Annotated in this window: 24 protein-coding genes; 8 read left to right on the forward strand and 16 right to left on the reverse strand. The window is 67.4% G+C overall.

From position 1 onward, the window contains the following. Positions 1-101: 101 nt before the first annotated feature. From ACM0O9_RS02540 to ccmA, 11 genes are all read right to left on the reverse strand, one after another. A complete protein-coding gene (locus ACM0O9_RS02540; RefSeq protein WP_065178267.1) occupies positions 102-446 on the reverse strand; it encodes a DUF1294 domain-containing protein in 345 nt (114 codons plus the stop codon). Further along, positions 447-1,559, reverse strand: a complete 1,113-nt coding sequence (gene metX, locus ACM0O9_RS02545) for a homoserine O-acetyltransferase MetX (protein WP_065178268.1) — start codon at positions 1,557-1,559, stop codon at positions 447-449. A gap of 150 nt (positions 1,560-1,709) precedes the next feature. Continuing rightward, positions 1,710-2,699 carry a tetratricopeptide repeat protein gene (locus ACM0O9_RS02550; protein ID WP_065178269.1) on the reverse strand — a complete coding sequence of 330 codons (990 nt, stop codon included), beginning with the start codon at positions 2,697-2,699 and terminating at the stop codon, positions 1,710-1,712. After that, a complete protein-coding gene (locus ACM0O9_RS02555; protein WP_065178270.1) occupies positions 2,693-3,142 on the reverse strand; it encodes a cytochrome c-type biogenesis protein in 450 nt (149 codons plus the stop codon). Before ACM0O9_RS02555 ends, ACM0O9_RS02550 begins: the two co-directional genes overlap by 7 nt. A gap of 4 nt (positions 3,143-3,146) precedes the next feature. Beyond that, complete coding sequence (locus ACM0O9_RS02560) at positions 3,147-3,764, reverse strand: DsbE family thiol:disulfide interchange protein (protein ID WP_005417655.1); 618 nt, start codon at positions 3,762-3,764, stop codon at positions 3,147-3,149. A gap of 8 nt (positions 3,765-3,772) precedes the next feature. Continuing rightward, positions 3,773-5,692, reverse strand: a complete 1,920-nt coding sequence (locus ACM0O9_RS02565; protein WP_164093191.1) for a heme lyase CcmF/NrfE family subunit — start codon at positions 5,690-5,692, stop codon at positions 3,773-3,775. Continuing rightward, positions 5,693-6,154 carry a cytochrome c maturation protein CcmE gene (gene ccmE / locus ACM0O9_RS02570; RefSeq protein ID WP_005417653.1) on the reverse strand — a complete coding sequence of 154 codons (462 nt, stop codon included), beginning with the start codon at positions 6,152-6,154 and terminating at the stop codon, positions 5,693-5,695. Continuing rightward, the gene (locus ACM0O9_RS02575) at positions 6,151-6,339 is read right to left on the reverse strand and encodes a heme exporter protein CcmD (protein ID WP_005417652.1); all 189 of its coding nucleotides are present in this window, start codon (positions 6,337-6,339) and stop codon (positions 6,151-6,153) included. The genes ccmE and ACM0O9_RS02575 overlap by 4 nt, the downstream gene beginning before the upstream one ends. Next, positions 6,336-7,106 (reverse strand): heme ABC transporter permease CcmC, encoded by a 771-nt coding sequence (gene ccmC, locus ACM0O9_RS02580; protein ID WP_005417651.1) that lies wholly within the window; start codon positions 7,104-7,106, stop codon positions 6,336-6,338. Before ccmC ends, ACM0O9_RS02575 begins: the two co-directional genes overlap by 4 nt. Before the next feature lie 43 nt (positions 7,107-7,149). Next, on the reverse strand, positions 7,150-7,845 hold the full coding sequence (ccmB, locus tag ACM0O9_RS02585) for a heme exporter protein CcmB (protein WP_164093190.1): 696 nt from the start codon (positions 7,843-7,845) through the stop codon (positions 7,150-7,152). Continuing rightward, a complete protein-coding gene (gene ccmA / locus ACM0O9_RS02590) occupies positions 7,842-8,696 on the reverse strand; it encodes a heme ABC exporter ATP-binding protein CcmA (RefSeq protein WP_425604735.1) in 855 nt (284 codons plus the stop codon). The genes ccmB and ccmA overlap by 4 nt, the downstream gene beginning before the upstream one ends. On the opposite strand from ccmA, the gene ACM0O9_RS02595 reads away from it, so the two are divergent. The 3 genes from ACM0O9_RS02595 (at position 8,650) to ACM0O9_RS02605 (ending at position 11,157) form a co-directional block, all read left to right on the forward strand. Continuing rightward, complete coding sequence (locus ACM0O9_RS02595) at positions 8,650-9,798, forward strand: pyridoxal phosphate-dependent aminotransferase (RefSeq protein ID WP_414604254.1); 1,149 nt, start codon at positions 8,650-8,652, stop codon at positions 9,796-9,798. The two genes, ccmA and ACM0O9_RS02595, sit on opposite strands and share 47 nt — an antisense overlap. A 14-nt stretch (positions 9,799-9,812) precedes the next feature. Then, positions 9,813-10,619: an amidohydrolase gene (locus ACM0O9_RS02600; protein WP_065196628.1), complete on the forward strand. Its 807-nt coding sequence runs from the start codon at positions 9,813-9,815 to the stop codon at positions 10,617-10,619. Between the two features lie 103 nt (positions 10,620-10,722). After that, positions 10,723-11,157, forward strand: a complete 435-nt coding sequence (locus ACM0O9_RS02605; protein WP_065196629.1) for a hypothetical protein — start codon at positions 10,723-10,725, stop codon at positions 11,155-11,157. Here ACM0O9_RS02605 and ACM0O9_RS02610 read toward each other — a convergent pair. Continuing rightward, positions 11,144-11,437 carry a hypothetical protein gene (locus ACM0O9_RS02610; protein ID WP_065178276.1) on the reverse strand — a complete coding sequence of 98 codons (294 nt, stop codon included), beginning with the start codon at positions 11,435-11,437 and terminating at the stop codon, positions 11,144-11,146. The genes ACM0O9_RS02605 and ACM0O9_RS02610 overlap by 14 nt on opposite strands. 95 nt (positions 11,438-11,532) lie before the next feature. Then, the gene (locus ACM0O9_RS02615) at positions 11,533-12,660 is read right to left on the reverse strand and encodes an MFS transporter (RefSeq protein ID WP_065196630.1); all 1,128 of its coding nucleotides are present in this window, start codon (positions 12,658-12,660) and stop codon (positions 11,533-11,535) included. 90 nt (positions 12,661-12,750) lie between these two features. Between ACM0O9_RS02615 and ACM0O9_RS02620 the strand changes: the two genes are divergently transcribed. Continuing rightward, on the forward strand, positions 12,751-13,539 hold the full coding sequence (locus ACM0O9_RS02620) for an AraC family transcriptional regulator (RefSeq protein ID WP_065178278.1): 789 nt from the start codon (positions 12,751-12,753) through the stop codon (positions 13,537-13,539). Between the two features lie 116 nt (positions 13,540-13,655). On the opposite strand, the gene ACM0O9_RS02625 is transcribed toward ACM0O9_RS02620, so the two are convergent. From ACM0O9_RS02625 to ACM0O9_RS02635, 3 genes are read right to left on the reverse strand one after another with little or no spacing between them, the layout of a single operon-like run. After that, positions 13,656-15,278 (reverse strand): pseudouridine synthase, encoded by a 1,623-nt coding sequence (locus tag ACM0O9_RS02625; RefSeq protein ID WP_065178279.1) that lies wholly within the window; start codon positions 15,276-15,278, stop codon positions 13,656-13,658. Continuing rightward, the gene (scpB, locus tag ACM0O9_RS02630) at positions 15,271-16,146 is read right to left on the reverse strand and encodes an SMC-Scp complex subunit ScpB (protein WP_053497859.1); all 876 of its coding nucleotides are present in this window, start codon (positions 16,144-16,146) and stop codon (positions 15,271-15,273) included. The genes ACM0O9_RS02625 and scpB overlap by 8 nt, the downstream gene beginning before the upstream one ends. A gap of 13 nt (positions 16,147-16,159) precedes the next feature. Continuing rightward, positions 16,160-17,065, reverse strand: a complete 906-nt coding sequence (locus ACM0O9_RS02635) for a segregation and condensation protein A (protein ID WP_005417635.1) — start codon at positions 17,063-17,065, stop codon at positions 16,160-16,162. Between the two features lie 374 nt (positions 17,066-17,439). Here ACM0O9_RS02635 and ACM0O9_RS02640 point away from each other — a divergent pair, with 374 nt between their 5' ends. The 4 genes from ACM0O9_RS02640 to ACM0O9_RS02655 all read left to right on the forward strand — a co-directional run bounded on the left by ACM0O9_RS02640 (position 17,440) and on the right by ACM0O9_RS02655 (position 22,331). Then, positions 17,440-17,739 (forward strand): YciI family protein, encoded by a 300-nt coding sequence (locus ACM0O9_RS02640; RefSeq protein ID WP_005417634.1) that lies wholly within the window; start codon positions 17,440-17,442, stop codon positions 17,737-17,739. Continuing rightward, on the forward strand, positions 17,736-18,011 hold the full coding sequence (locus tag ACM0O9_RS02645) for a BolA family protein (protein WP_005417632.1): 276 nt from the start codon (positions 17,736-17,738) through the stop codon (positions 18,009-18,011). The genes ACM0O9_RS02640 and ACM0O9_RS02645 overlap by 4 nt, the downstream gene beginning before the upstream one ends. A gap of 148 nt (positions 18,012-18,159) precedes the next feature. Continuing rightward, positions 18,160-19,197, forward strand: a complete 1,038-nt coding sequence (locus tag ACM0O9_RS02650; protein ID WP_005417630.1) for a LacI family DNA-binding transcriptional regulator — start codon at positions 18,160-18,162, stop codon at positions 19,195-19,197. Positions 19,198-19,274: 77 nt separating this feature from the next. After that, on the forward strand, positions 19,275-22,331 hold the full coding sequence (locus ACM0O9_RS02655; protein ID WP_049414530.1) for a TonB-dependent receptor: 3,057 nt from the start codon (positions 19,275-19,277) through the stop codon (positions 22,329-22,331). The last annotated feature ends 109 nt before the right edge of the window (positions 22,332-22,440 follow it).

The raw sequence follows: 22,440 nt of genomic DNA on the forward strand, positions 1-22,440 counted from the left end.
TAAAAACACCCCGTTAGTGCCGGCCGCTGGCCGGCAACCACGCATCCGCGTCGAACATCATGACGTTGCCAGCCAGCGGCCGGCACTACCCATTCGAACGGTTACCGCGAGAACTCGCGCAGCATCACCGCGATCGAGGCCACGTTGGCCAGCACGCACAGCCAGAACACCCATTGGAACGCGGCCTTGCGGTGCTTGTGGCGGAACATCGCCTGGCCCAGCAGCGCGCCGGGCCAGCCGCCGGCGAACGCCAGCAGCTGCAGCGTGCGTTCGGGAATCCGCCACTGCTTTCGCTGCGCCGCGCGCTTGTCATGGCCATAGAGGCCGAACGACACCGCGCTGGCCAGCACGCACCAGCCACCCAGCCACAGCGGCAGCACGCCGCTGATCATCAATGCAGCCAACGCGCCGAAAGCAGCCAGCGCGAGATTACGCCGCCACGCCACTTACAGCGCGTCGAGGAAGCCGCGCACGGCCGGGCCGAAACGCTCGAAATCGACGAGAAAGGCGTCGTGGCCCTGCGGAGATTCCAGGCCGATGAAGTGCGCATCGGCACCGCCGGCGCGCAGGCCATCGGCAATCTGTTGCTGCTGCTGCACGGGGAACAGGATGTCGGTGTTGGCGCCGATCGCCAGCGCCTTCTCCACCCGGATCTTCGCGAGCCCGGCCAGCACGTCGCCGTCGGCATACTCGGCCAGGTCGAACCAGTCCATCGAGCGGCTCAGGTACAGGTAGCAGTTCGGATCGAAGAAACGCACGAAGCGCCGTGCGTGGCCTTCCAGATAGCTTTCCACCTGGAATTCCAGGCCGAACGGATCGTCGTCGGTCTGGTCCGAATCCAGCCGTACGCGGCCGAAGCGGCCATCCCACTCCAGTGCGGAGCGGTAGGTGATCACGCCCAGCTTGCGCGCCATGCGCATGCCGGACTCGGGGTACTCGGCATCGTCGTAGTGGCCGCCATTCCAGCGCGGGTCAAGGCGGATCGCCTCGCGCTGCAGCGAGCGGATGGCGATCGAGAACGGCAACGCCTGCGCGCTGCCGGAAATGTTGACGTGGCTGCGCGCGATGCCCGGATGCAGCATCAGGATGGCAAGGGCCGTCATGCCGCCCATCGAGTTGCCGACCACGCAGGCCAGCTGCCCGATGCCCAGCGCACGCACGACCTCGACCGCAGCACGGGCACCGTCTTCGATTGACAGTTCGGGGAAATCAAGGCGGTAGGGCTCACCGCTGGCCGGGTTGAGCGAAGCGGGGCCGGTCGAGCCCTTGCAGCTGCCCAGCGAATTCACGCACACCACGAACCAGCGGTTGGTATCGATGGGTTTGTCGGGGCCAACCATCGCTTCCCACCAGCCCGGTGCCGGGTTGGCCTCGTTGGCCGCTGCATGCGCGTCTGGGGACAGGCCGGTCACGATCAGGATCGCATTGCTGGCATCGGCGGCCAGCGTTCCCCAGGTCTCGTAGGCCACCCGTGCGCCATGCAGGGCGCCACCGCGCTTGAACGGGAAGGGCGAGGGCAGAGCGTGGAAGCGGGTGCCGGGTGGGATGAATTCAGTCATGCGGGCATTCTAGCGGGGCCGCATGTGGAGCTGGCGACACGCTGGTTTCCATCGGCGATGCAGGTAGTGCCGGCCGCTGGCCGGCAACCTCATGAATCCTGATGCGCCTGCGTGGTTGCCGGCCAGCGGCCGGCACTACCGGGCGGCGCGTTATGGAAACCGCAGCTCCACCACGCCCTCATGCGGCAGGCTTACCTTCACCGGAACGCTCTGCAGGTCATCCTCGCTGCGGTTGGCGCTGCCGCTGCGCGAGATGCGTGCCAGCACTTCCACTTCGCGATGGGCCGACAGCGGTGCGGTTGGCATCGGACTGTCAGCGTCGCCCAGCGCAACCGTGGCCGGGAAGCCGGCCAGCGGCAGCTTGCGAGCGGCCACCGGCATCGGCGGTCCATCCACGGCGCGCGCCAGTACGAACACCTGGGTGCTGGCTGGCCAGTCGGCGTTCTTCAGTGCCGGCAGCTGCACGCGCACCTGCAGCAGCGCCGCTGGCGCCGCAGCGCCAGCATCGGGCGCCTGGCCAGCGGCCTCGCGGGCAATCGCGATCTGCGCCTGCAGCGCCCGCGCGGCGCCCGGTTCCAGTCGCGGCAGCAGGCCGCTCCACACGTCCGCAGCCTCGGCGTTCTTTCCGCGCTGCCGCAGGGCGATGCCCAGCAGCCAGCTGGCGCGCTCGGCGTCGGGGGCCAGTGTACGTGCCTGCTGCAACCAGGCCATCGCGGTGTCGTCGAACTGCTTGCCGGCATCAGCCTGCGCGCGCGCCTGCGCGGCTTCCACCAGCACGCCCGGATCATCCGGTGCCAATTCGGCGGCCTTCGCGAAGGCGTCTGCCGCAGCTGAGGCATTGCCCAGTTCGGCCTGCGAACGCCCGAGCAATGCCCAGCCATCGGCACGCTGAGGGTCGCGCTTCAGTGCATCCTGCAGGGCCTGCACGCCATCGCGCAGGGTGGCTACCGACGGCGTCGGCTGCACCTGTGCTGCACGCGGATCACCGACCAGCAGGTACAGGCAGGCACCGGCCACGCCCAGTGCGAACACGCCGACCACGAAACCGCGACGACCTTGGTGGCGCAACGGCCACAGCACCAGTGCTGCCATCAGCGCAGCAACCAGGCCGGCCAGCACCGGCAGCCAATGGTTCACCATTCGTCTCCTTCATCGGCCTTGCCGGCCGGTGCCGCGCCGACGGTGCGTCCACGTCGGCGGACGATGCCCAGCACCACCAGTGCACCGGCGCCGAGCACCAGCAGGGGGCCACCCCACAGCAGCCAGGTGCCCGGCTGCAACGGTGGTTGATAGAGCACGAACTCACCGTAGCGGGCGACCAGGAACTGCTTGATCTGTGCGTCGTCGTGGCCCTGCTGCATCAGCTGCAGCACCTCGCGGCGCAGGTCCTGCGCGATCTGCGCATTGGAATCGGCCAGCGACTGGTTCTGGCACTGCACGCAGCGCAGCTGCGCGGCCAGGTCATGGAAGCGGCGTTCCTCGGCATCATCGCGGAACTGCAGCGGCTGCGGATCGTGCAGCGGCTGCTGGGCCAGTGCGGCCAGCGGCACCATCAGGAGCAGCAGCGCCAGCAGCCAGCGCATCGGCTCAGGGCGCCGTATGCAGGGTGTTGCCGGCACTGCCCTGGGCCTTCTCGATCTTCTGCAGTGCCGGGATCAGCTTCTCGTCGACCACGCGCTGGGTCATCGCGCCACTGTACTTCCAGCGCACGATGCCACTGCCATCGACCAGGAACGTCTCCGGTGCGGCGGTCACGCCCCAGTCGATCGCGGTGCGGCCCTCGACGTCGCTGAGCACCACCATGAACGGGTTGCCCAGCTGTTCCAGCCAGTGCAGCGCGTCGGTCGGATCATCCTTCCAGTTGTAGCCGATCACGCGCACGCGCTTGCTCTCGGCAAAGCGGGTCAGCACCGGATGTTCTTCGCGGCAGGCCGCGCACCAGCTGCCCCAGACGTTCAGCAGATAGGGCGCACCGCGCAGGTCGTCGCTGTGTACGATCATTTCCGGGTCATGCAATACCGGCAGCGCGAACGCCGGCGCCGGCTTGTCGATCAGGGCCGACGGCAGCACGTCGCGCTGCGGGTCGCCCGATTTCATCACCCCGTAGATCATCAGCCCGAGCAGGCCGAAGAAGAACAGCACGCCGATCACGATGGCTACCGGCGGCAGCGGGCGGGAGGGGCGCGGGGCGGGGGACTCGGACATGGGAACTCCTACGGACGACGGAAACGGCGGTCGGCGGCGGTGATGAATCCGCCCAGGGCCATCAGCAGCGCGCCCAGCCAGATCCAGCGCACGAACGGCTTGATGTGCACCCGTACCGCCCATGCATTGTTGCCCAGCGGCTCGCCCAATGCCACGTAGACATCGCCGTCGAAGCGTGCATCGATGCCGGCCTCGGTCATCACCTGGCCGCCGCTGGCGTACTGGCGCTTTTCCGGATGCAGCAGGGCCAGCTCGCGGCCGTCGAGGAACACGCGCAGGTGGCCGCGGTCGGCGATGAAATTCGGCCCTTCGCGATGGTCCACGCCCTCGAAGCGCACTTCGTGGCGACCGACCACCAGCTGCTGCCCCGGTGCCAGCGCCACTTCGCGCTGCACGTTCAGCGCTTCGACCAGCAGGGCGCCGGCCAGGAACACGGCGATGCCGGCGTGGGCGACGATCATGCCGAGCATTTCGGCGGTGAAGCGGCCGTTGCCGCGCAGGCGCTGCCAGACGAAGCGTGCGGTGCCGAGTGCGACCCAGGCCGCAGCGGCGACGCCGATGCCGGCCTTCCAGCCGTTCTGCGGCGCCTGCCACCAGGCCAGCGCGCCCAGCAGCAGCGCCAGTCCCAGCCAAGGTGCCAGCAGCGCGAAGGCGCGCGAGGGCTGGTCACGCTGCCATTTCACCAGCGGGCCGAACGGCAGCAACAGGATCATCGGTGCCATCAGCAGCAGGAACAGGCTGCCGAAGTAGGGCGGGCCGACCGAGATCTTGCCCAGCGACAGCGCATCGGCCAGCAGCGGGTACAGCGTGCCCAGCAGCACCATTGCGCAGGCGGTGGCCAGCAGCAGGTTGTTGGCCAGCAGCAGGGTCTCGCGCGAGGTGGCGGTGAAGCCACGGCGCGGATCGTCGGCGTCCACGCTCAGCTGGCTGGCACGCAGCGCATACAGCAGCAGGCTGCCGCCCACCAGCACCGACAGGAACACCAGGATGAACAGGCCGCGCGAGGGATCGGCGGCGAACGAATGCACGCTGGTCAGCACGCCCGAGCGCACCAGGAAGGTGCCCAGCAGTGACAGCGCGAAGGCGGCGATCGCCAGCAGCAGGGTCCAGCTGCCGAAGGTGCCGCGCTTTTCAGTGACGGCCTGTGAATGGATCAGTGCCGCACCGACCAGCCACGGCATGAAGCTGGCATTTTCCACCGGGTCCCAGAACCACCAGCCTCCCCAGCCCAGCTCGTAGTAGGCCCACCAGCTGCCCAATGCGATGCCCAGGGTCAAAAAGCCCCAGGCAACGTTGGTCCACGGCCGCGTCCAGCGCAGCCAGCGCGCATCCACGCGACCTTCCAGCAATGCCGCCACCGCGAACGCGAACGGCACCGCAAAGCCCACGTAGCCGATGTACAGCATCGGCGGGTGGATGATCAGGCCCGGATCCTGCAGCAGCGGATTGAGGTCGCGGCCTTCCAGCGGCGCAGGGTTCAGGCGCAGGAACGGATTGGAGGTGAAGATCAGGAAGGCGAGGAAGCCGACGCTGACGATGCCCATCAGCGCCAGTACGCGCGCCTGCACCGATGCCGGCAGGTGCCGCGAGAACAGCGCCACCGCGCCGGTCCACAATGCCAGCACCAGCGCCCACATCAGCAGCGAGCCCTCATGCGCGCCCCACACCGCCGAATAGCGGTAGATCAGCGGCAGCAGCGAATTGGAGTTCTCGGCCACGTAGCGCACCGAGAAATCCTGCTGCACGAACGCGGCGGTCAGCACCGCGAAGGCGCCGGCCAACAGCAGCAGCTGCGCGAAGGCGGCAGGCCGCGCCACCGCCATCCATGCCGCGTTGTTGCGATGCGCACCGACCAGCGGCAGGCCGGCCTGCAGCAGCGAGGCCAGCAACGCACACAACAGCAGGATCTGACCCAGTTCGGGCAGCACTCAGCGCACCTCGGGGGCCGTCACCGGCACGTCGTGCTTGCGATGGGCATCGCCCATCTTGTCGGCCACTTCCTTCGGCACGTACTTCTCATCGTGCTTGGCCAGCACTTCGTCGGCGACGAAGACACCGTCCTGCAGGCGGCCACTGGCGACCACCGCGGTGCCTTCGGCGAACATGTCCGGCAGGATCCGCGAGGTGGTCACCGCCAGCTGTGCATCGCCGTCGGTCACTTCGAAGCGCGCCTCCAGCGAGCCGACCGGGCGGTTGAAGGAGCCCTTCACCACCATGCCGCCCAAGCGGAAACGCGACTGTGCATCGACATCGCCGCGCAGCACTTCCGAAGGGGTGTACAGGTAGGCGATGTTGCGCTCGAGCGCCATCGCCACCAGCGCGGTGGCCAGGCCGGAGGCGAGCAGGGCCAGCAGCACCCACACCAGGCGGCGACGCTGCACCGGGGTCATCGTTCCAGCTCCGTCGACAGCGTCGTCGCCGCGTCCTGCCTGCCAGCGCGGGTCTGCTGCCGCTGCTGGCGGGCCAGTGCCAGCCGGCGCGCCACGCGCAGGCGCAGCCACGAACCGAGGGCATCGGCGCTGAGTACCAGCACGAATACGGCGTAGGCGCCGATCACATAGGGCAGGTGGGTCATGGCTGGGCCTCCCGGGAGGCGCGCGCGGCATCGACACGGCCGCCGACCCAGGCCTTGCCGGCCTCGCGGTCGAGATTGTCGGCGCGGGCCTTGGCCAGCACCGAACCGGCGAACCAGAACTTGGTGCCGATCACCATCCACCACAGCGGCGCGATCATCGCGCTGCTGATCGCCGATTCACCGAACACGCTGATCGACTGGCGCTGGTGCAGGCCACCCCACCAGTCCACCGAATAGCGGATCACCGGCAGCAGGCTGACACCTACAATCGCCAGCAGGCCAGCGGCGCGCGCGGCGCTGCGGCGGTCTTCGATGGCGTGGTACAGGCCGATCACGCCCAGGTACAGGAACAGCAGTACCAGTTCGCTGGTCATGCGCGGGTCCCAGTCCCACCAGGTGCCCCAGGTGCCCTTGCCCCAGATGCTGCCGGTCAGCAGGGTGATGAGGGTGAAGCCGGCGCCCATCGGCGCGCAGGCCATGGCCAGGATCTCGCAGACCTTGATCCGCCAGATCAGCGCGATCGCGGCATACAGCGCCATCAGCGCGAACACGAACAGGCTCATCCAGGCACTGGGCACGTGGATGTAGAGGATCCGGAAGCTGTCCAGCTGCTTGGCTTCAGGCGGCACCACCAGCAGCGCCTGCCACATGCCGACCAGCAGCACCGGCACTGCAGCAAGGTAGAACACCCGCGACCAGCGGGCAGCGAAACGGTCGAACGTGGGAGGCGAACCGAGTTGGTGGAACCAGCGGACAATCGGATTCATGCGTGGCGGCTATCCAGCAGGGGTGGATTGGCTCTCAGCTCGGTCAACTCAGAGAAATACGTATTGCAGCGGCGGTGGCCAGCGGCGCCAGCACCAGCGCGACCAGCAGGCCGGCGCCCAGCATCAGCAGCGCACCGACCGGATCCTGCCCGCGCCCGGCTGCCGCCAGGCTGCCTGCGCCGAACACCAGCACCGGCACGTACAGCGGCAACGACAGCAGCGCCACGAGAATACCAGAGCGCCGGATGCCAACGGTCAGTGCGGCGACCACGCCACCGATCAGGCTCAGCAAGGGCGTGCCCAGCAGCAACGATGCCAGCAACACCGGCAGCTGGTCATGCGGCAGATGCAGCATTTCGGCCAGCAGCGGGCTGACCACGATCAGCGGCAGTGCCGTGGTGGCCCAGTGCAGCAGCACGCGCACCAGTACCAGCCAGGGCAGCGGCACCGGCGCCAGCAGCCATTGCTCCAGCGAGCCATCTTCGGCGTCGGAACGGAACAGCGAATCCAGCGACAGCTGTCCCGCCAGCAGCACGGCCAGCCACAGCACGGCGCCGGCGGTGGCGGCCAGCAGTTGTGGCTCACGACCCTGGGCCAGCGCGAACAGCACCACCACCAGCACCGCGAACAGCAGCGGTTGCAGCGCGTCGCCGCGGCGGCGCCAGAGCAGGCGCAGGTCGCGCTTGAGCAGGGCGCCTGCGGTCTGCCACAGGCCTGGTTCGGTACCCGGCGCGATCATGCGGCACCGCCGAGGTCGAGCTGGCGGGTACGTACCGGCGGTGCGGCATAGGCGCCATGGGTGGTGACCAGCGCAGCGCCGCCGGCGCGCAGGTGCGCCGAAATCATCCGGTTGACCAGGGTGATGCCCTCCAGGTCGAGGTTGGCGTAGGGTTCGTCGAGCAGCCACAGTGGCGCCGGCGACAGCCAGATGCGCGCCAGTGCCAGCCGCCGCTTCTGCCCGGCCGACAGGTGGCGTACCAGAGTGTCCTCGTAACCGGCCAGGCCGACGATGGCCAGCGCGTTGCCGGGCATCTGCCGCGCACGGCGGCCGTGCAGGCCACACAGGAAGTGCAGGTTTTCCAGCGTGCCGAGGTCCGGCTTCAGCGCCGGCAGGTGGCTGAGATAGGCGACATAGCGCGCACGCTCTGCGTTGCTGGAGGGCTTGCCGTCGATCCGCACCTGGCCGGCGCCGGGCCGGGCCAGGCCGGCCAGAACGCGCAGCAGGGTGGTCTTGCCGGCGCCGTTGCCACCCTGCACCAGCAGGGCTTCACCCGCGTCCACATGGAAGTCCAGCGGGCCGAACACCGGCTCGTCATTGCGGGAGAAGCTCAGGCCGCTGGCGGCCAGCAATGCAGGGGTGTTCAAGGGGCAGGGGTCTTCATGCCGGAGTGCGGTCGCAATTGTAGCGGTGAATTCGCAGGGTAGTGCCGGCCGCTGGCTGGCAATTTCTCCAACTGCCAGCCGAGGTTGCCGGCCAGCGGCCGGCACCACCGACGCGCGGATTGCGTAAACTCGGAGGCCTTGTTCCCCACAGTCCAGGCCGATGCAACCCACCACCAAGCTGCCCAAGGTCGGTACCACGATCTTCACCGTGATGTCCCAGCTCGCCGCCGAACACGGCGCGGTCAACCTGGGCCAGGGTTTCCCGGACTTTGCCGCGCCGCAGCGCCTGATCGATGAGACTGCCAAGGCGATGGCCGCCGGGCTGAACCAGTACCCGCCGATGACCGGCGTGGCCCCGCTGCGCCAGGCCATCGCCCAGAAGGCGCTGGACTGCTACGGCGCGCAGGTGGATGCGGACAGCGAGATCACCGTCACCAGCGGCGGCACCGAGGCCATCTTCAACGCCATCCACGCCGTGGTGCGTGCGGGCGAGGAAGTGATCGTGCTCGACCCGGCCTACGACTGCTACGAGCCGGCGATCGACCTGGCCGGCGCCAAGGCGGTGCATGTGTCGCTCGATCCGCAGACCTTCGCCGTCGATTGGGATCGCGTGCGTGCAGCGATCTCCCCGCGCACCCGCATGTTGATCGTCAACACCCCGCACAATCCGTCCGGCGCGATGCTGTCGGCGCAGGACATGCAGGCGCTGGCCGAACTGCTGCGCGGCACGCAGATCTACCTGATTTCCGATGAAGTGTATGAGCACATCATCTACGACGGCCGTCGCCATGAGTCGGCGCTGCGCTACCCGGAGCTGCGCGAGCGCGCATTCGTGATCTCCAGCTTCGGCAAGACCTACCACTGCACCGGCTGGAAGATCGGCTATGCGATCGCGCCGCCGGCGCTGACCGTCGAGTTCCGCAAGGTGCACCAGTACAACACCTTCACCAGCTTCGGCCCGGCGCAGTACGGTTTCGCCGCGATGATCCGCGACGAACCCGAACACCACCTGGAACTGGGCGCCTTCTACCAGGCCAAGCGCGACCGTTTCCGCGAGCAGCTGGCCGGTACGCGCCTGAAAGCGCTGCCGGTGCCGGGTGGCTACTTCCAACTGGTGGACTACTCGGCCATCAGCGACCTGCCCGACCATGAGTTCGTGAAGTGGTTGACCATCGAGAAGGGCGTGACCGCCATTCCGCTGTCGCCGTTCTACGAGACTCCGCCGGCCGGCCAGCGCCTGGTGCGCCTGTGCTTTGCCAAGAACGAAGCGACCATGGACGCGGCGATCGAACGCCTGCGGCTGCTGTGAGCGGAGGCGTAGACATGCAGGACCTGCGCATTTCCCTCGTCCAGGGCGACACCCGCTGGCACGACCCGGCCGGCAACCGTGCCTACTATGGTGCGCTGCTGGCGCCGCTGGCCGGCACCACCGACCTGGTGATCCTGCCGGAGACCTTCACCAGTGGTTTCTCCAACGAGGCCATTGCCCAGGCCGAAGGCATGGACGGCCCGTCCGTGGCCTGGGTGCGCGAACAAGCGAAGGCGCTGGACGCGGCGGTGATCGGCAGCGTGCAGCTGCGCGACGGCGAGGGCGTGTACAACCGCCTGCTGTTTGCCACGCCCGAGGGCGAGCTGCAGTACTACGACAAGCGCCACCTGTTCCGCTACGGCGGCGAGCACGAACGCTATGCTGCTGGCCGCGAGCGCCTGAGCGTGGAATGGAAGGGTTGGCGGATCAATCCGCAGGTCTGCTACGACCTGCGTTTCCCGGTGTTCTGCCGCAACCGCTACAACGTCGAACGCCCGCAGCAGCTGGATTTCGACCTGCAGATCTTCGTCGCCAACTGGCCGTCTGCGCGCGCCTATGCGTGGAAGACCCTGCTGCGTGCGCGGGCAATCGAGAACCTGTGCTTCGTGGCGGCGGTAAACCGCGTCGGCGTGGACGGCAACCAGCTGCACTACGCCGGCGACAGCGCGGTGATCGACTTCCTCGGCCAGCCGCAGGTGGAGATCCGCGAACGCGAACAGGTGGTGACCACCACCATCTCGGCCGATGCCCTGGCCGCACATCGCGCGCGCTTCCCGGCGATGCTCGATGCCGATGCCTTCCACCTGGACGAACAGGCCTGAGCCACGGCCTGAACAACGCCGCACCAGCGCGCGCGCCTGCATCCAACGTGCACGCGCGCGCTGCTAGATTCGCCGGCAGTCCGACCGAACTGGAAGTCCTGCCATGAACAAGCCCTTCGCCCTGCTGCTGGCCCTGTCTGCTGCCACGCTGGCCCCTGCTGCACACGCCGCCGGCAATCTCGATTGCCAGCTGCGCTACAACCTGTCCGGCTGGTCGCTGATCTACAAGACCGCCTCCGGCAATGGCACGGTCACCTGCAGCAATGGCGCCAGCATGCCGGTGCGTATCGAAGTGAAGGGCGGCGGCCTGACCGTGGGCAAGTCGAAGATCACCAATGGGCGTGGCAGCTTCACCGGCGCGGTCAGCGTCAACGAGCTGCTGGGCACCTACGCCTCGGTCGGTGCGCATGCCGGCGCAGTGAAATCCAGCAATGCGCAGGTGATGACCAAGGGCGACATCTCGCTGGCCCTGTCCGGCACCGGCAAGGGCTGGGACCTGGGCGTGGACGGCGCTGCCTTCACCATCAGCCGGCGCTGAGGCGCGTCGGCTCGGCAATTCCCCAGCTGATGCGGATGTAGTGCTGTTCGGAGTCGCTCAACAGCCGTTCGACATCGAAACCATTCTTCAGCAATTGTGCGACCGCGTCTTCGACGAGCTGCTCGCTGGCCATTACCTGGCTGAAGCCGAACACGATGTAGCGACGGCCATTTTCCGAGCCGGCCTGGATGGCGTTGTCGAGGTCGCGGTAGAACAGCTCGATCGGGCGCTTGGCGGCGTCAGCATTGGCGCGGGCCTGTTCGGCGGTGATGGTGATCATGGGCATCTGCCTTGGGTGGGACAGCGCGCACGATAGCCAGCGAATCAAAGCCGTTCCCGGAAGCCGCGCACAGTGCGCTCCATTTGCAGCAATTCCTAGGTCGCAGCGGGACGCCGTCGCTGCAACCACAAGGCCAGCAGGCCACACACGATGAGCGTCGGTCCCAGCAGCTGCACTGCACCGACCAGCGCCATTGCCGCACCGATCAACAGGTAGTAGAGCAGGCCGAACAGCGCGCCTGCGCTGCCGAGACAGTGTGGATAGCCGCGCAGGGCCTGGCCGAGCACATTGGGAATGGCCAGGCCGAAGCCCGTCACCACTGGGACCATCGCCGCGACCAGGGCAGGGTGATCATGCAGCAACGCGGCCAGCAAGCCTCCCGTGAGGACCAGGCCTGCGGCGATGCGGATGCGCGTTGTTGTGGCAACGCCTGCACGCAGCAGGCGGCCATTGCCCCACGCGCCCAATGCCGAGCCCAGTGCCAGCACCGCGCCGCTGGCGCCGAACCAGACGGCGGGCCAGTGCAGGCGCGCAAACACGAAGGGGCCGAGTACATACCAGCTGTACATCGCCACGTTGAACGCCGTCACCAGCAGCGCCTGTGACCAGATCCAGCGATCGCGCAGCAGTTGCCGCAGCAGCGGCAGCATGGGCGTGTGCGGGATATGTGCAGGGCGGCTTTCACGCAGGCCCGCCAGGCATGCGACTGCCAGCAGGGCAGCGATCAGCAGCAGGCCGGACTGTACGCCGACGTAGCCATGGGCGGCGACCAGCAGCGTGCCCAGTGCAAGGCCGATGGCCGGACTCAGGGCCAGGGCCATGCCGATCCAGGAGAATGCCTGCGCCAACGCCGGCCCCTGCAGATGGTCGCGCAGCACGGTCTGGGTGACCACCGAAGCGGAGGCGGCGCCGACCGCAGCCAGCGCTTGGGCCAGCAACACCGGGCCGAAGCTGCCAGCCAGCAGGCCGCACAGTGCAGCCACGGCAAAGACGCCGAGGCCACAGAGAAGGGCCGGGCGACGACCGATACGATCAGCCAGGCGCCCCCACAGCAGCACGCCTGCAGCGAAGCCGAACAGATACAGGCTCATGGCCTGGCTGGCGGTACCCGGCGGCAGGGCGAAGCGTTTGGCCAGATCGGCCAGGGCCGGGCTGTACAGGGTCTGCGCCAGCTGGGGAAACATCAGCAGCGCGATGGTGAGCAACAACAGGCGACGCGACATGCGGGCGCTCCACGAACAGGGCCGCGCATTGTGGTCGCGCCTGCAATGGCGCACTCTCTGCATCCTGTCATTGGATATATGAAATCGGACATGGCCTGGTTGCAGCCGGACACGCCCTTCGACGCTGATGCCTGGAGCGCTCCGGTGCTGGGGATCGCGGCGTCACTGGCGGATCACGATTCGGGTTGGCACCAGCATGCACGTGCGCAGCTGCTCTACACCCGGCAGGGCTGTACGCGCCTGACCTACGGTGATCGCATCAGCCTGCTGCCGCCTGCGCGCGCGGCGTGGATTCCGGGCGGGCTGCGCCATCGCGCGCAGATGCGCCAGGCGGTCGACTACCGTTCGTTGTACTTCGACGCCACCCTGTCGGCCCAGCTGCCCCGGCAACCGGCGATCATCGGCGTAGGTCCGCTGCTGCAGGCCTTGCTGGAGCCGATCGCGCAGGCACCATTCGACCATGACTGGCAATTGCCGCGCGCACACCATCAACTGGCGTTGTGCGTGCTGGAAATCGCCGCTGCACCGGTGGCGCCGATGGACCTGCCTTTGCCGCGTGATCCACGCATTGCACGTTGCCTGCCGCTGGCCGAACAGGTGCCGCCCGAGCTGGGCGAGCTGGCCGAGCGCGCGGGTCTGAGCGTGCGCACCATTGGCCGGCTGATGCAACGTGATACCGGCATGGGCTATCAGGCCTGGCGCCAGCAATGGCGCCTGATGCGGGCCATGGAGCTGCTGCTGCTCGGGCATCGCGTCGCGCATGTGGCGCAGGACACTGGCTTCTCCGCCGAGAGCCCGTTCATCGCCTTCTTCCGCAGCATGGCCGGCACCACGCCCGCCGCTTTCCAGCGCCACGCAAAAGGGGACGGAGGGGATTAAGTCGTTTTCGCCACGCCATGTGTCGAAGGGGCGAAAACGACTTAATCCCCTCCGTCCCTTTTTTAAAGAAAAACCCCGGCCTGGGCCGGGGTTTCTCATTTCAGCGTGGCCTGTGATCAGCCGCCGCGCGGGCCGCTACGGCGCGGGCCGCCGGGACCGCGGTTGCCACCGGGGCCACGGTGGCCCCCCGGACCGCCGGGACCACGGCTACCGCCCGGGCCACGGTTGCCACCACCACCCGGACCACGACCGCCCGGACGGGCGCCCTGTGCCGGCTTTGGGCTGCCATACGGGTTGAAACCCGGGGTTGCATGGTCGGACGGGAAGCTCGGGGCGTTGCCCGGATGACCGTACGGGTGCTTGTTGCCCTGGCCCTGCGAGCGGTTGCCGGCACCGGCCGGACGACCCTGACCGCCTGCGCCGCCACGGCCTTCACCACCGAAACCGCCACGGCCCTGGCCGCCACCGGCGCCCGGGCCCTTCGGCTTGCCGTACGGACGGCCTTGGCCGCCTGCGCCCGGACCACGGGCACCCGGGCCACGTGCGCCCGGGCCGGCATTGCGATGGCCGCTCGGGCCGGTGCTCACGCCATCGGGCACGTACCAGGTGCGGAACGCGGCCGGATTGCCTTCCGGCAGCGAACGGTCATTCTTCGGCGCGCGCTGCTTGAACGGCTTCTGCGACTGCTTGGCCGCTGCTTCACCGCTGACCGTCAGGCCGCCCTTGAAGCCGCCACCCTTGCCGCCGCGACCACGGCCGCGGTCTTCGCGGACGTTGTCGAAACGGCGCAGCTCGCGACCTTCGTCAGCGGTGTTGTGGCCATTGACGTAGGCATTGCCGCGGCCACCTTCGCGCACGCGCACGGTGGTCTTTGCGGCGCGGCGCTGGCCGATCACCGGCTGCAGCGTCAATGCCGACGGAGCGCCTTCTTCCAGCTTCAGCTGCGCACGCAGCGCTTCCACCTGAGCGGTGCCCAGTTCCACCGAATGGCCACGGGCCAGTTCGCGCGGCAGGCTCACCTTGCCATAGCGGGTGCGCTTCAGGCGGCTGACCTGGCAGCCCTGCGATTCCCACAGGCGGCGCACTTCGCGGTTGCGGCCTTCCTTCACCACGACGCGGAACCAGTCGTGAGAATCGGTGCCGCCGATGCGTTCGATCTCATCGAACTTGGCCGGACCGTCTTCCAGTGCGACGCCACGGCTGAGGCGGTCGACGATGGCGTCGGAGACCTTTTCCTCGCCTTCCGGTGCACGCACGCGCACCACGTACTCGCGCTCGACCTCGAACGACGGGTGCATCATGGCGTTGGCCAGCTCACCGTCGGTGGTGGCCAGCAGCAGGCCGGTGGTGTTGATGTCCAGGCGGCCGATGGCGATCCAGCGCGCGCCCTTCAGCGGCGGCAGCGACTCGAACACGGTCGGGCGGCCTTCGGGATCTTCGCGGGTGGTCACCTGGCCTTCCGGCTTGTTGTAGACCAGCACGCGCGACGGCTCGGCCAGGGCAGTGGCGACGAAGCCGCGGCCATCCAGTTCGATCCTGTCGCCGCTCTTGACCGACATGCCGGTCTGCGCGACTTCACCGTTGACCTTGACCAGGCCTTCGGCGATGCGCTGTTCCAGCGCGCGGCGCGAGCCGAGGCCGGCCTGGGCCAGCACCTTGTGCAGGCGCTCTTCCAGCTTGAACTGTTCGGAGGTGGCTTCGCGCTTCAGCGAGAGCTTGTTACGGGGGGTGTCACTCATCAGTTTTGCTCCGGCCGACGGTTTCGAGGTCGGCCTCTGGTTCGGAATCGGCTTGGTCAACAGCCACGGTCGTCATCGCGACGGCGTTGTCTTCGCGTTCGTTCACTGGCACCGCGCGCTCGCCCGGCGCGGAATCGGGGTGCCCATCATCGAGGGGCGAAGGTGCTTGCTCATCGGAGGCCGATGCAGGGGCTGCATTGGCGGAATCGGGGGTGTCACTGCCGGCCAGGCCGGCGTCATCGTTCGCGGCAACGCCATCGGCGCTGGCCGAGATGTCCGGACCCTCGGCACCGGCCACGGCCGGTGCATCACGATCCAGGGCCAGCTGCGGTTCCAGCTCGCCCAGGTCCTTCAGTTCCGACAGCGGCGGCAGTTCGTCCAGCCGCTTCAGCCCGAAGTAGTCCAGGAAGCCCTTGGTGGTGCCGAACAGCGCCGGCTTGCCGGGCACGTCGCGGTGGCCGACCACGCGGATCCATTCGCGTTCTTCCAGCGCCTGGATGATGTTGCTGCTGACCGCCACGCCGCGCACCTGCTCGATCTCGCCGCGGGTGATCGGCTGCCGGTAGGCGATCAGCGCCAGGGTTTCCAGGGTGGCGCGGGTGTAGCGGGTCTTGCGTTCGGTCCACAGCCGGCTGATCCAGCCATGTACTTCGCTGGTGACCTGGTAGCGGAAGCCGGAGGCGACCTCGACCAGTTCCACGCCACGACCTTCGCAGGCCTCGCGCAGGCGCTCCAGCGCACGTTCGATGCTGCCCGGCGGTGCCGGTTCCTCTTCCGGAAACAGGTCCTTCAGCTGGGCCAGGGTGAGTGGCTGGCTGGAGGCCAGCAGGGCACCCTCGACAATGCGGTCGATCAGCGATTGATCCATCGGCAGTCAGCGCTCACTCGTTGGCATTGGCGGCGTCGTTGTCGTCAAACTCGCTGCTGAACTGCAGCGGCGCGTTGGTGTTGCCAGCAGCCAGCGACTTCACGTAGATCGGCGCCAGCGGTTCTTCCTGGACGATGTCCAGCAACTGTTCCTTGGCCAGTTCCAGCACTGCGAGGAACGTGACAAGCACGCCCAGCTTGCCTTCTTCGGCGGTGAACAGCCCTTCAAAACGATAGAACTTGCCGTCTTCCAGGCGTCCCAGTACTTCGCCCATGCGTTGCCGCACACTCAGTGCTTCGCGCTTGATGGCGTGGCCGCTGAACAGCTCGGCGCGCTTGAGCACGTCGTGCAGGGCCAGCAGCATTTCCTTCAGGTCCACCGGCGGCGGCAGCTTCACCGTGGCGCGCTCGGGCATGAAGGCATGCGCCACCGTCGTGTCGCGGTCCTGGCGGGGCAGGGCGTCGATGTCCTCGGCGGCCTGCTTGAAACGTTCGTACTCCTGCAGCCGGCGCACCAGCTCGGCGCGCGGGTCGGCCTCATCGCCTTCCTCGCTGACCGGGCGCGGCAGCAGCATCCGCGACTTCACCTCGGCCAGGATCGCGGCCATCACCAGGTACTCGGCCGCCAGCTCGAAGCGCAGCTCGCGCATCACGGTGATGTATTCCACGTACTGCCGGGTGATTTCGGCCACGGGAATGTCCAGCACATCCAGGTTCTGGCGGCGGATCAGGTACAGCAGCAGGTCCAGCGGGCCTTCGAAGGCGTCCAGGATGACTTCCAGCGCGTCCGGCGGGATGTACAGGTCCTGCGGGATCTGCAGGACCGGTTGCCCATGCACCACGGCCAGCGGCATTTCCTGCTGCTGGGGGGCGGGCGGCCGGGTTGGCGGGTTCGCGTCGAGCGCGAGTTCGGAAGTCATCTAATGGACATCAGGATTGCAACGGACCAGTCGCGGCACCGGGTTCGCCGGGCCAACGCCACGGAGCCCCAGGGCACCAGACGCGCCGGGATCGGCGCGATTCCACACATATCAAACAGCAGGACGCGCCGCAGTAAACGGCAGCGACAGAACTACGGGGAGGTCGTCTACGTGGCCCGGCCAGGTGGTCCGGTTTGAAGCAGCGGATCTGTCGTCGGGGGCTGCGTGGCCGCAGAAACCAACGGGCTGCTGCATCCAGCCACGTGCAATGGAGTCTAGGGTAAGCCTTTGCTGCGCCAGTGTCCAGCCGGACCGGGGCAGGGGCTGCATTGGCTAGAATCGGCGGACCCGACAATGCAAGCGAGGAAATGCCGGTGTGGTATGTGATCGAAGGGTATGACGGCCAGGATGTGCTGGCGCAGCGGCTGCAGGCGCGGCCGGAGCATCTGGCGCGGCTGCATGCGCTGCGCGACGCGGGACGCCTGCTGCTGGCCGGGCCGTGCCCGGCGGTGGACAGTGAAGACCCGGGCCCGGCCGGTTTCAGCGGTTCGGTGGTGATCGCGCAGTTCGAGTCGCTGCCGCAGGCCCAGGCCTGGGCCGATGCCGACCCGTACGTGGCTGCAGGCGTCTACACCCGCGTGCAGGTCCGCCCGTTCCGCAAGGTGCTGCCGTGAACGCGGAACGGATCGAGCGGATCCGTGATGCGCTGCAGCAGGCGCTGGCGCCGAGCGTGCTGGAGATCGAGGACGATAGCCATCGTCACGCCGGCCATGCCGGTGCGCGCGACGGGCGCGGCCATTTCAACGTGCATGTGGTCAGTGAGCGCTTCGCCGGGCTGGGGCCGCTTGCCCGGCACCGCGCGGTCTATGCCGCGCTGGGGTCGATGATGGAGACCGATATCCACGCGTTGTCCATCCGCGCGCAGACCCCGTCAGAACAGGGCTGAGCCCTTGTCCCACGCTGTCCTGGCGGGTCCTTCATGGCCTCGCCACGGACAGGTTTTCATGTCCATTTCGGGACATTCGCCTAACGGACTGTTTACAAGCCTGGATGGAAACGCTTACATTCCGCGCCAATGCTGGTAGGTCCAAGCCGTGGAGGGCGGCTTCGTGAACAAGGCAGCTATCACAATCAAAGACGTCGCACGCGAAGCCCGGGTCTCCGTGGCCACGGTTTCCCGCGCGCTCAACGGGCATGAAAATGTCGCCGAACCGGTCCGCCAGCTTGTGCTGGAGGTGGCCGCACGGCTGCGTTACACCCCGCACGCCGCCGCCCGCAGCCTGAGCAGCCGCCGCACCAATACGGTGGGCGTGGTGCTGCCTGACCTGTACGGCGAGTTCTTCTCCGAGCTGATGCGCGGCATTGACGGGGTGGCCCGCAACCGCCGCCAGCACCTGCTGGTGTCCAGCTACCACGGTGACCAGGAACAGCAGGGCGCCGCCCTGCGTGCCATGCGCGGCCGCGTCGACGGCCTGCTGGTGCTTTCGCCCTATGCCGAGAGCCCGGGCTTCCTGACCGACAACCTGCCGCAGTCGTTGCCGACGGTGTTGATCAACACCTATCTGCCCGGGCAGGACCACCCGGTGCTGAGCATCGACGACCACGCCGGCGCAATGGCGATGACCCGCCACCTGCTGGATGCCGGCCACCGCCGCATTGCCTTCATTTCTGGTCCGGACCTCAACTTCGACGCGCGCGAGCGCCTGCGCGGCTTCCGTGACGCGCTGGCGGCTTCTGGCGGTGGCGCCGAAGGCATCGAGTTGCCCGGTGATTTCGACGAAGCTTCCGGCCATCGTGCCGGTCAGGAGTTGCTGGCAGCCGGAGCGCTGCCCGATGCCGTATTCGCCGCCAACGACATGATGGCCCTGGGCTGCCTGTATGCGTTCACGCAGGCAGGGGTCCGCGTCCCGGCCGATGTGGCCTTGGCGGGTTTCGATGACATTCCACTGGCGCGTTTCGTCCACCCGTCGCTGACCACCATGCAGGTCAGCATCGCCGAGCTCGGCGACCGGGCCATGACGCGCCTGATGCAGTTGATGGACGGCACCTCCACGGATGGGGCAGGGGACAAGCAGACCCTGGTTCCCCGCTTGATTGTTCGCGATTCCACCACTCCGCCATCCGGCCGTTGAAGCCAGAGGCGTTTCTTCTTTTTTTGACTGATCGCAGGGACCGCGCAAGCGGTTACCGCCACCCGGAGATTGAGTTGATGATGCATACCACCTTCCGCATGCCGGCGCGCCGGCTGCTGAGCACCGCTCTGGTCAGCTGCCTGATGCTGGCTGCCGCCCCGAACGTCATGGCGCAGTCGGCCAACGCCAGCCTGCGCGGCCAGGTTGCCGGTGCCCAGGCCGGCACCGAAGTGACCGCCACCAACGTCGCCACCGGTACCGTCCGCCGTGGCACCATCCGCGCCGACGGCAGCTACTCGCTGATGGGCCTGGATCCGGGCACGTACAACGTGGTCGCCAACGGCCAGACCCAGAAGGTCACCGTCACCGTGGCTTCGACCGCGACGCTGAACTTCGCTGGCGCAGCCAGCAGCACCCCGGGCTCGACCGCGGCCACCAACCTGGACACCGTCAACGTTGTTGCGCCGACCCTGCTGCAGGAAGTGCGCACCTCCGAAGTTGGCAAGACCGTCAGCCTGCAGCAGATCCAGACCACCCCGCAGGTGTCGCGCAACTTCCTGGAGTTCGCCGACGCGGTGCCGGGCCTGATCTTCACCCGCGATGCCAAGGGCAACACCTCGCTGCGCGGCGGCGCAACCAATGCAGATGGCACCAACGTCTACATCGACGGCGTCGGCCAGAAGAGCTACGTCAAGGGCGGCGGCGTGGCCGGCCAGTCCGGCAGCGCCGGTAACCCGTTCCCGCAGCTGGCCATCGGCGAATACAAGGTCATCAGCGGCAACTACAAGGCCGAGTATGGCCAGGTGTCGAGCGCCGCCGTGACGGCTGCGACCAAGTCCGGCACCAATGAGTTCAAGGGTGAGGCGTTCTACCGCTACACCGATGAAGACATGCGTGCCAAGACCCCGGCCGAGCGCCAGGGTGGCAAGGAGAAGATGGTCTCGGCCGAGAAGGAATACGGCTTCGCCCTGGGTGGCCCGATCATCCAGGACAAGGCGCACTTCTTCGTGACCTACGAAGCCAAGCGCTTCGACCTGCCGGTCACCATCGCGCCGGATGGCGCGGTCACCGGCGCTGCCGGCCTGCTGCCGCCGGCCGGCGCCGCCGGCCTTGGCCCGGCCAGCCAGCCGTTCCAGCAGGACCTGATCTTCGGCAAGATCGACTTCGAGCCGACCGACAACGATCGCATCGAGCTGACCTTCCAGGACCGCGACGAAACCCAGTCGCAGTTCAGTGGCCAGACCTCGCCGGAAGCCGGCCGTGAAGTGGTCAACACCGACCGTCGTTACGCCCTGCGCTGGAACCACAGCGGTGAGCGCTACTACAACGAGTTGATGGTCACCCACGAGGATTCGTTCAACAACCCGACGCCGCTGACGCTGGCCAACGGCATCACCTACACCGCACCGGACGGCCCCGAAGACCGCACCATCGTGAAGATCGGTGGCGCCTCGGCACTGGATTCGCAGGTGAAGGGCCAGAAGGGCTGGTCGATCGAAGACAACCTGACCCTGGATGGCATCCAGTGGGCCGGTGACCACACCATCAAGATGGGCGTGAAGTACAAGCAGATCGACCTGTACGCATCCGATGCGGCGCAGATCAATCCGACCTTCACCTACTCGCTGGGCGATCCGGACTTCCCCGATTCCATTCCGTACAAGGCGCAGTTCGTCAAGCCGGTGACCGGCGTGACCGGCGTGTCCGGCGAAGTGCGTTCGAAGTCCAAGCAGTACGGCGTGTTCATCCAGGACGACTGGCAGGTCAACGATCACCTGCAGCTGAACATCGGCCTGCGCTGGGACTACGAAAAGACCCCGTCCTACCTGGACTTCGTGACCCCGCAGCAGGTGGTCGACGCCATCTATTCGCAGGATCCGCGCGCTCCCGCCGGCCAGACCTATGCCGATTCGCTGGCACTGGGCGGCCTGGACATCAGCGACTACATCAGCAACGGTCACAACCGCAAGGCATTCAAGGATGCCTGGCAGCCGCGCCTGGGCTTCTCGTATGACATCAATGCCGACGAGCAGCACGTGATCCATGGTGGTGCTGGTCGTTCCTACGACCGCGACCTGTTCGACAACCTGCAGCTGGAAACCACCAAGCTGGCCCTGCCGCAGCCGACCATCTACTTCCGCAACCCGGCCACCGGCGCCTGCATCAACGGCCAGGCTGCCTGCTATGACTGGAACCCGAACCTGCTCAACGGCATCGGCAACCTGCAGGCACTGGTCGGCGCGACCAGCAATGCCGGCCTGGAAGTGGACCTGCTGAACAACAAGCTGAAGGCGCCGTACTCGGACCAGTTCAGCCTGGGCATGAGCAACCAGATCGGCGACTGGCTGACCGACGCCACCATCGCACGTACCCTGAGCTACGACGGCTTCGCCTTCACCTTGGGCAACCGTTATCCGACCGGCCAGTTCTTCGATGATCCGCGCCTGTGCGGTGGCACCTCCCCGGGCCTGAGCCAGGCCTGGAGCTGCAACGTACCGGGCTTCGGCAGCCTGATCATCGGCCAGCAGGGCATCAAGACCCGTGCCACCCAGGTCCTGCTGTCGGCGCAGAAGCCGTTCACCAAGGAAAGCGGCTGGGGCACCTCGATCGCCTATACCTGGACCACCGCGCGCCACAACCGCGACATCAACGAGAAGTACGCCTTTGATCGCGGTCTGATCGGTGACTACCCGACCATCCGCTCCAACGGCGCACCGCGCCACCGCCTGGTGGTGACCGGTTCGTACGCGGGCTTCTGGGGCATCACCTTCGGCGGCAAGATAACCCTGGCCACCCCGACCGCCGTCAACGACTGGTACCCGGTGATGCAGGCCAGCGGCTACACCCTGCCGACCCCGCAGGCGGCCGTGCCCAACGCAACCGGCAAGTTCCTGGTGGGTGGCAAGATCTTCGGCTACCGTTCGGTCGACCTGCAGGCGACGAAGACGTTCAAGCTGGCGGGCAACACCGAGCTGTACGCCCGCCTGGACATCATCAACGTGTTCAACTTCGACAACTTCTCCACCTACAACTACGTCAAGACCAACGGCAAGCTGCAGGCCAGCTACAACGAGACCGGCGACATCATCGGCACTCCGCGCCAGGTCAAGGCCGAAGTGGGCTTCCGCTTCTAAGCGGCGCCGCCTCTTGCTGTATCCGATGCCGCCGGTCCGCCGGCGGCATCGATTGTGTGAGAACGGCAATGGCCGGCCCCGTGCCGGTCCAGTTGCCCCCCCCCCGCCC

The organism is Stenotrophomonas sp. FR012, assembly GCF_047520565.2.
GTDB classification, from domain to species: Bacteria; Pseudomonadota; Gammaproteobacteria; order Xanthomonadales; family Xanthomonadaceae; genus Stenotrophomonas; species Stenotrophomonas sepilia.

Coding starts and splice junctions, on each gene's coding strand:
- metX (WP_065178268.1), bottom strand. CDS start 1,559: ATGACTGAATTCATCCCACCCGGCACCCGCTTCCACGCTCTGCCCTCG.
- ACM0O9_RS02550 (WP_065178269.1), bottom strand. CDS start 2,699: ATGGTGAACCATTGGCTGCCGGTGCTGGCCGGCCTGGTTGCTGCGCTG.
- ACM0O9_RS02555 (WP_065178270.1), bottom strand. CDS start 3,142: ATGCGCTGGCTGCTGGCGCTGCTGCTCCTGATGGTGCCGCTGGCCGCA.
- ACM0O9_RS02560 (WP_005417655.1), bottom strand. CDS start 3,764: ATGTCCGAGTCCCCCGCCCCGCGCCCCTCCCGCCCGCTGCCGCCGGTA.
- ccmE (WP_005417653.1), bottom strand. CDS start 6,154: ATGACCCCGGTGCAGCGTCGCCGCCTGGTGTGGGTGCTGCTGGCCCTG.
- ACM0O9_RS02575 (WP_005417652.1), bottom strand. CDS start 6,339: ATGACCCACCTGCCCTATGTGATCGGCGCCTACGCCGTATTCGTGCTG.
- ccmC (WP_005417651.1), bottom strand. CDS start 7,106: ATGAATCCGATTGTCCGCTGGTTCCACCAACTCGGTTCGCCTCCCACG.
- ccmB (WP_164093190.1), bottom strand. CDS start 7,845: ATGATCGCGCCGGGTACCGAACCAGGCCTGTGGCAGACCGCAGGCGCC.
- ACM0O9_RS02595 (WP_414604254.1), top strand. CDS start 8,650: ATGCAACCCACCACCAAGCTGCCCAAGGTCGGTACCACGATCTTCACC.
- ACM0O9_RS02600 (WP_065196628.1), top strand. CDS start 9,813: ATGCAGGACCTGCGCATTTCCCTCGTCCAGGGCGACACCCGCTGGCAC.
- ACM0O9_RS02605 (WP_065196629.1), top strand. CDS start 10,723: ATGAACAAGCCCTTCGCCCTGCTGCTGGCCCTGTCTGCTGCCACGCTG.
- ACM0O9_RS02610 (WP_065178276.1), bottom strand. CDS start 11,437: ATGATCACCATCACCGCCGAACAGGCCCGCGCCAATGCTGACGCCGCC.
- ACM0O9_RS02615 (WP_065196630.1), bottom strand. CDS start 12,660: ATGTCGCGTCGCCTGTTGTTGCTCACCATCGCGCTGCTGATGTTTCCC.
- ACM0O9_RS02620 (WP_065178278.1), top strand. CDS start 12,751: ATGGCCTGGTTGCAGCCGGACACGCCCTTCGACGCTGATGCCTGGAGC.
- ACM0O9_RS02625 (WP_065178279.1), bottom strand. CDS start 15,278: ATGAGTGACACCCCCCGTAACAAGCTCTCGCTGAAGCGCGAAGCCACC.
- scpB (WP_053497859.1), bottom strand. CDS start 16,146: ATGGATCAATCGCTGATCGACCGCATTGTCGAGGGTGCCCTGCTGGCC.
- ACM0O9_RS02635 (WP_005417635.1), bottom strand. CDS start 17,065: ATGACTTCCGAACTCGCGCTCGACGCGAACCCGCCAACCCGGCCGCCC.
- ACM0O9_RS02655 (WP_049414530.1), top strand. CDS start 19,275: ATGATGCATACCACCTTCCGCATGCCGGCGCGCCGGCTGCTGAGCACC.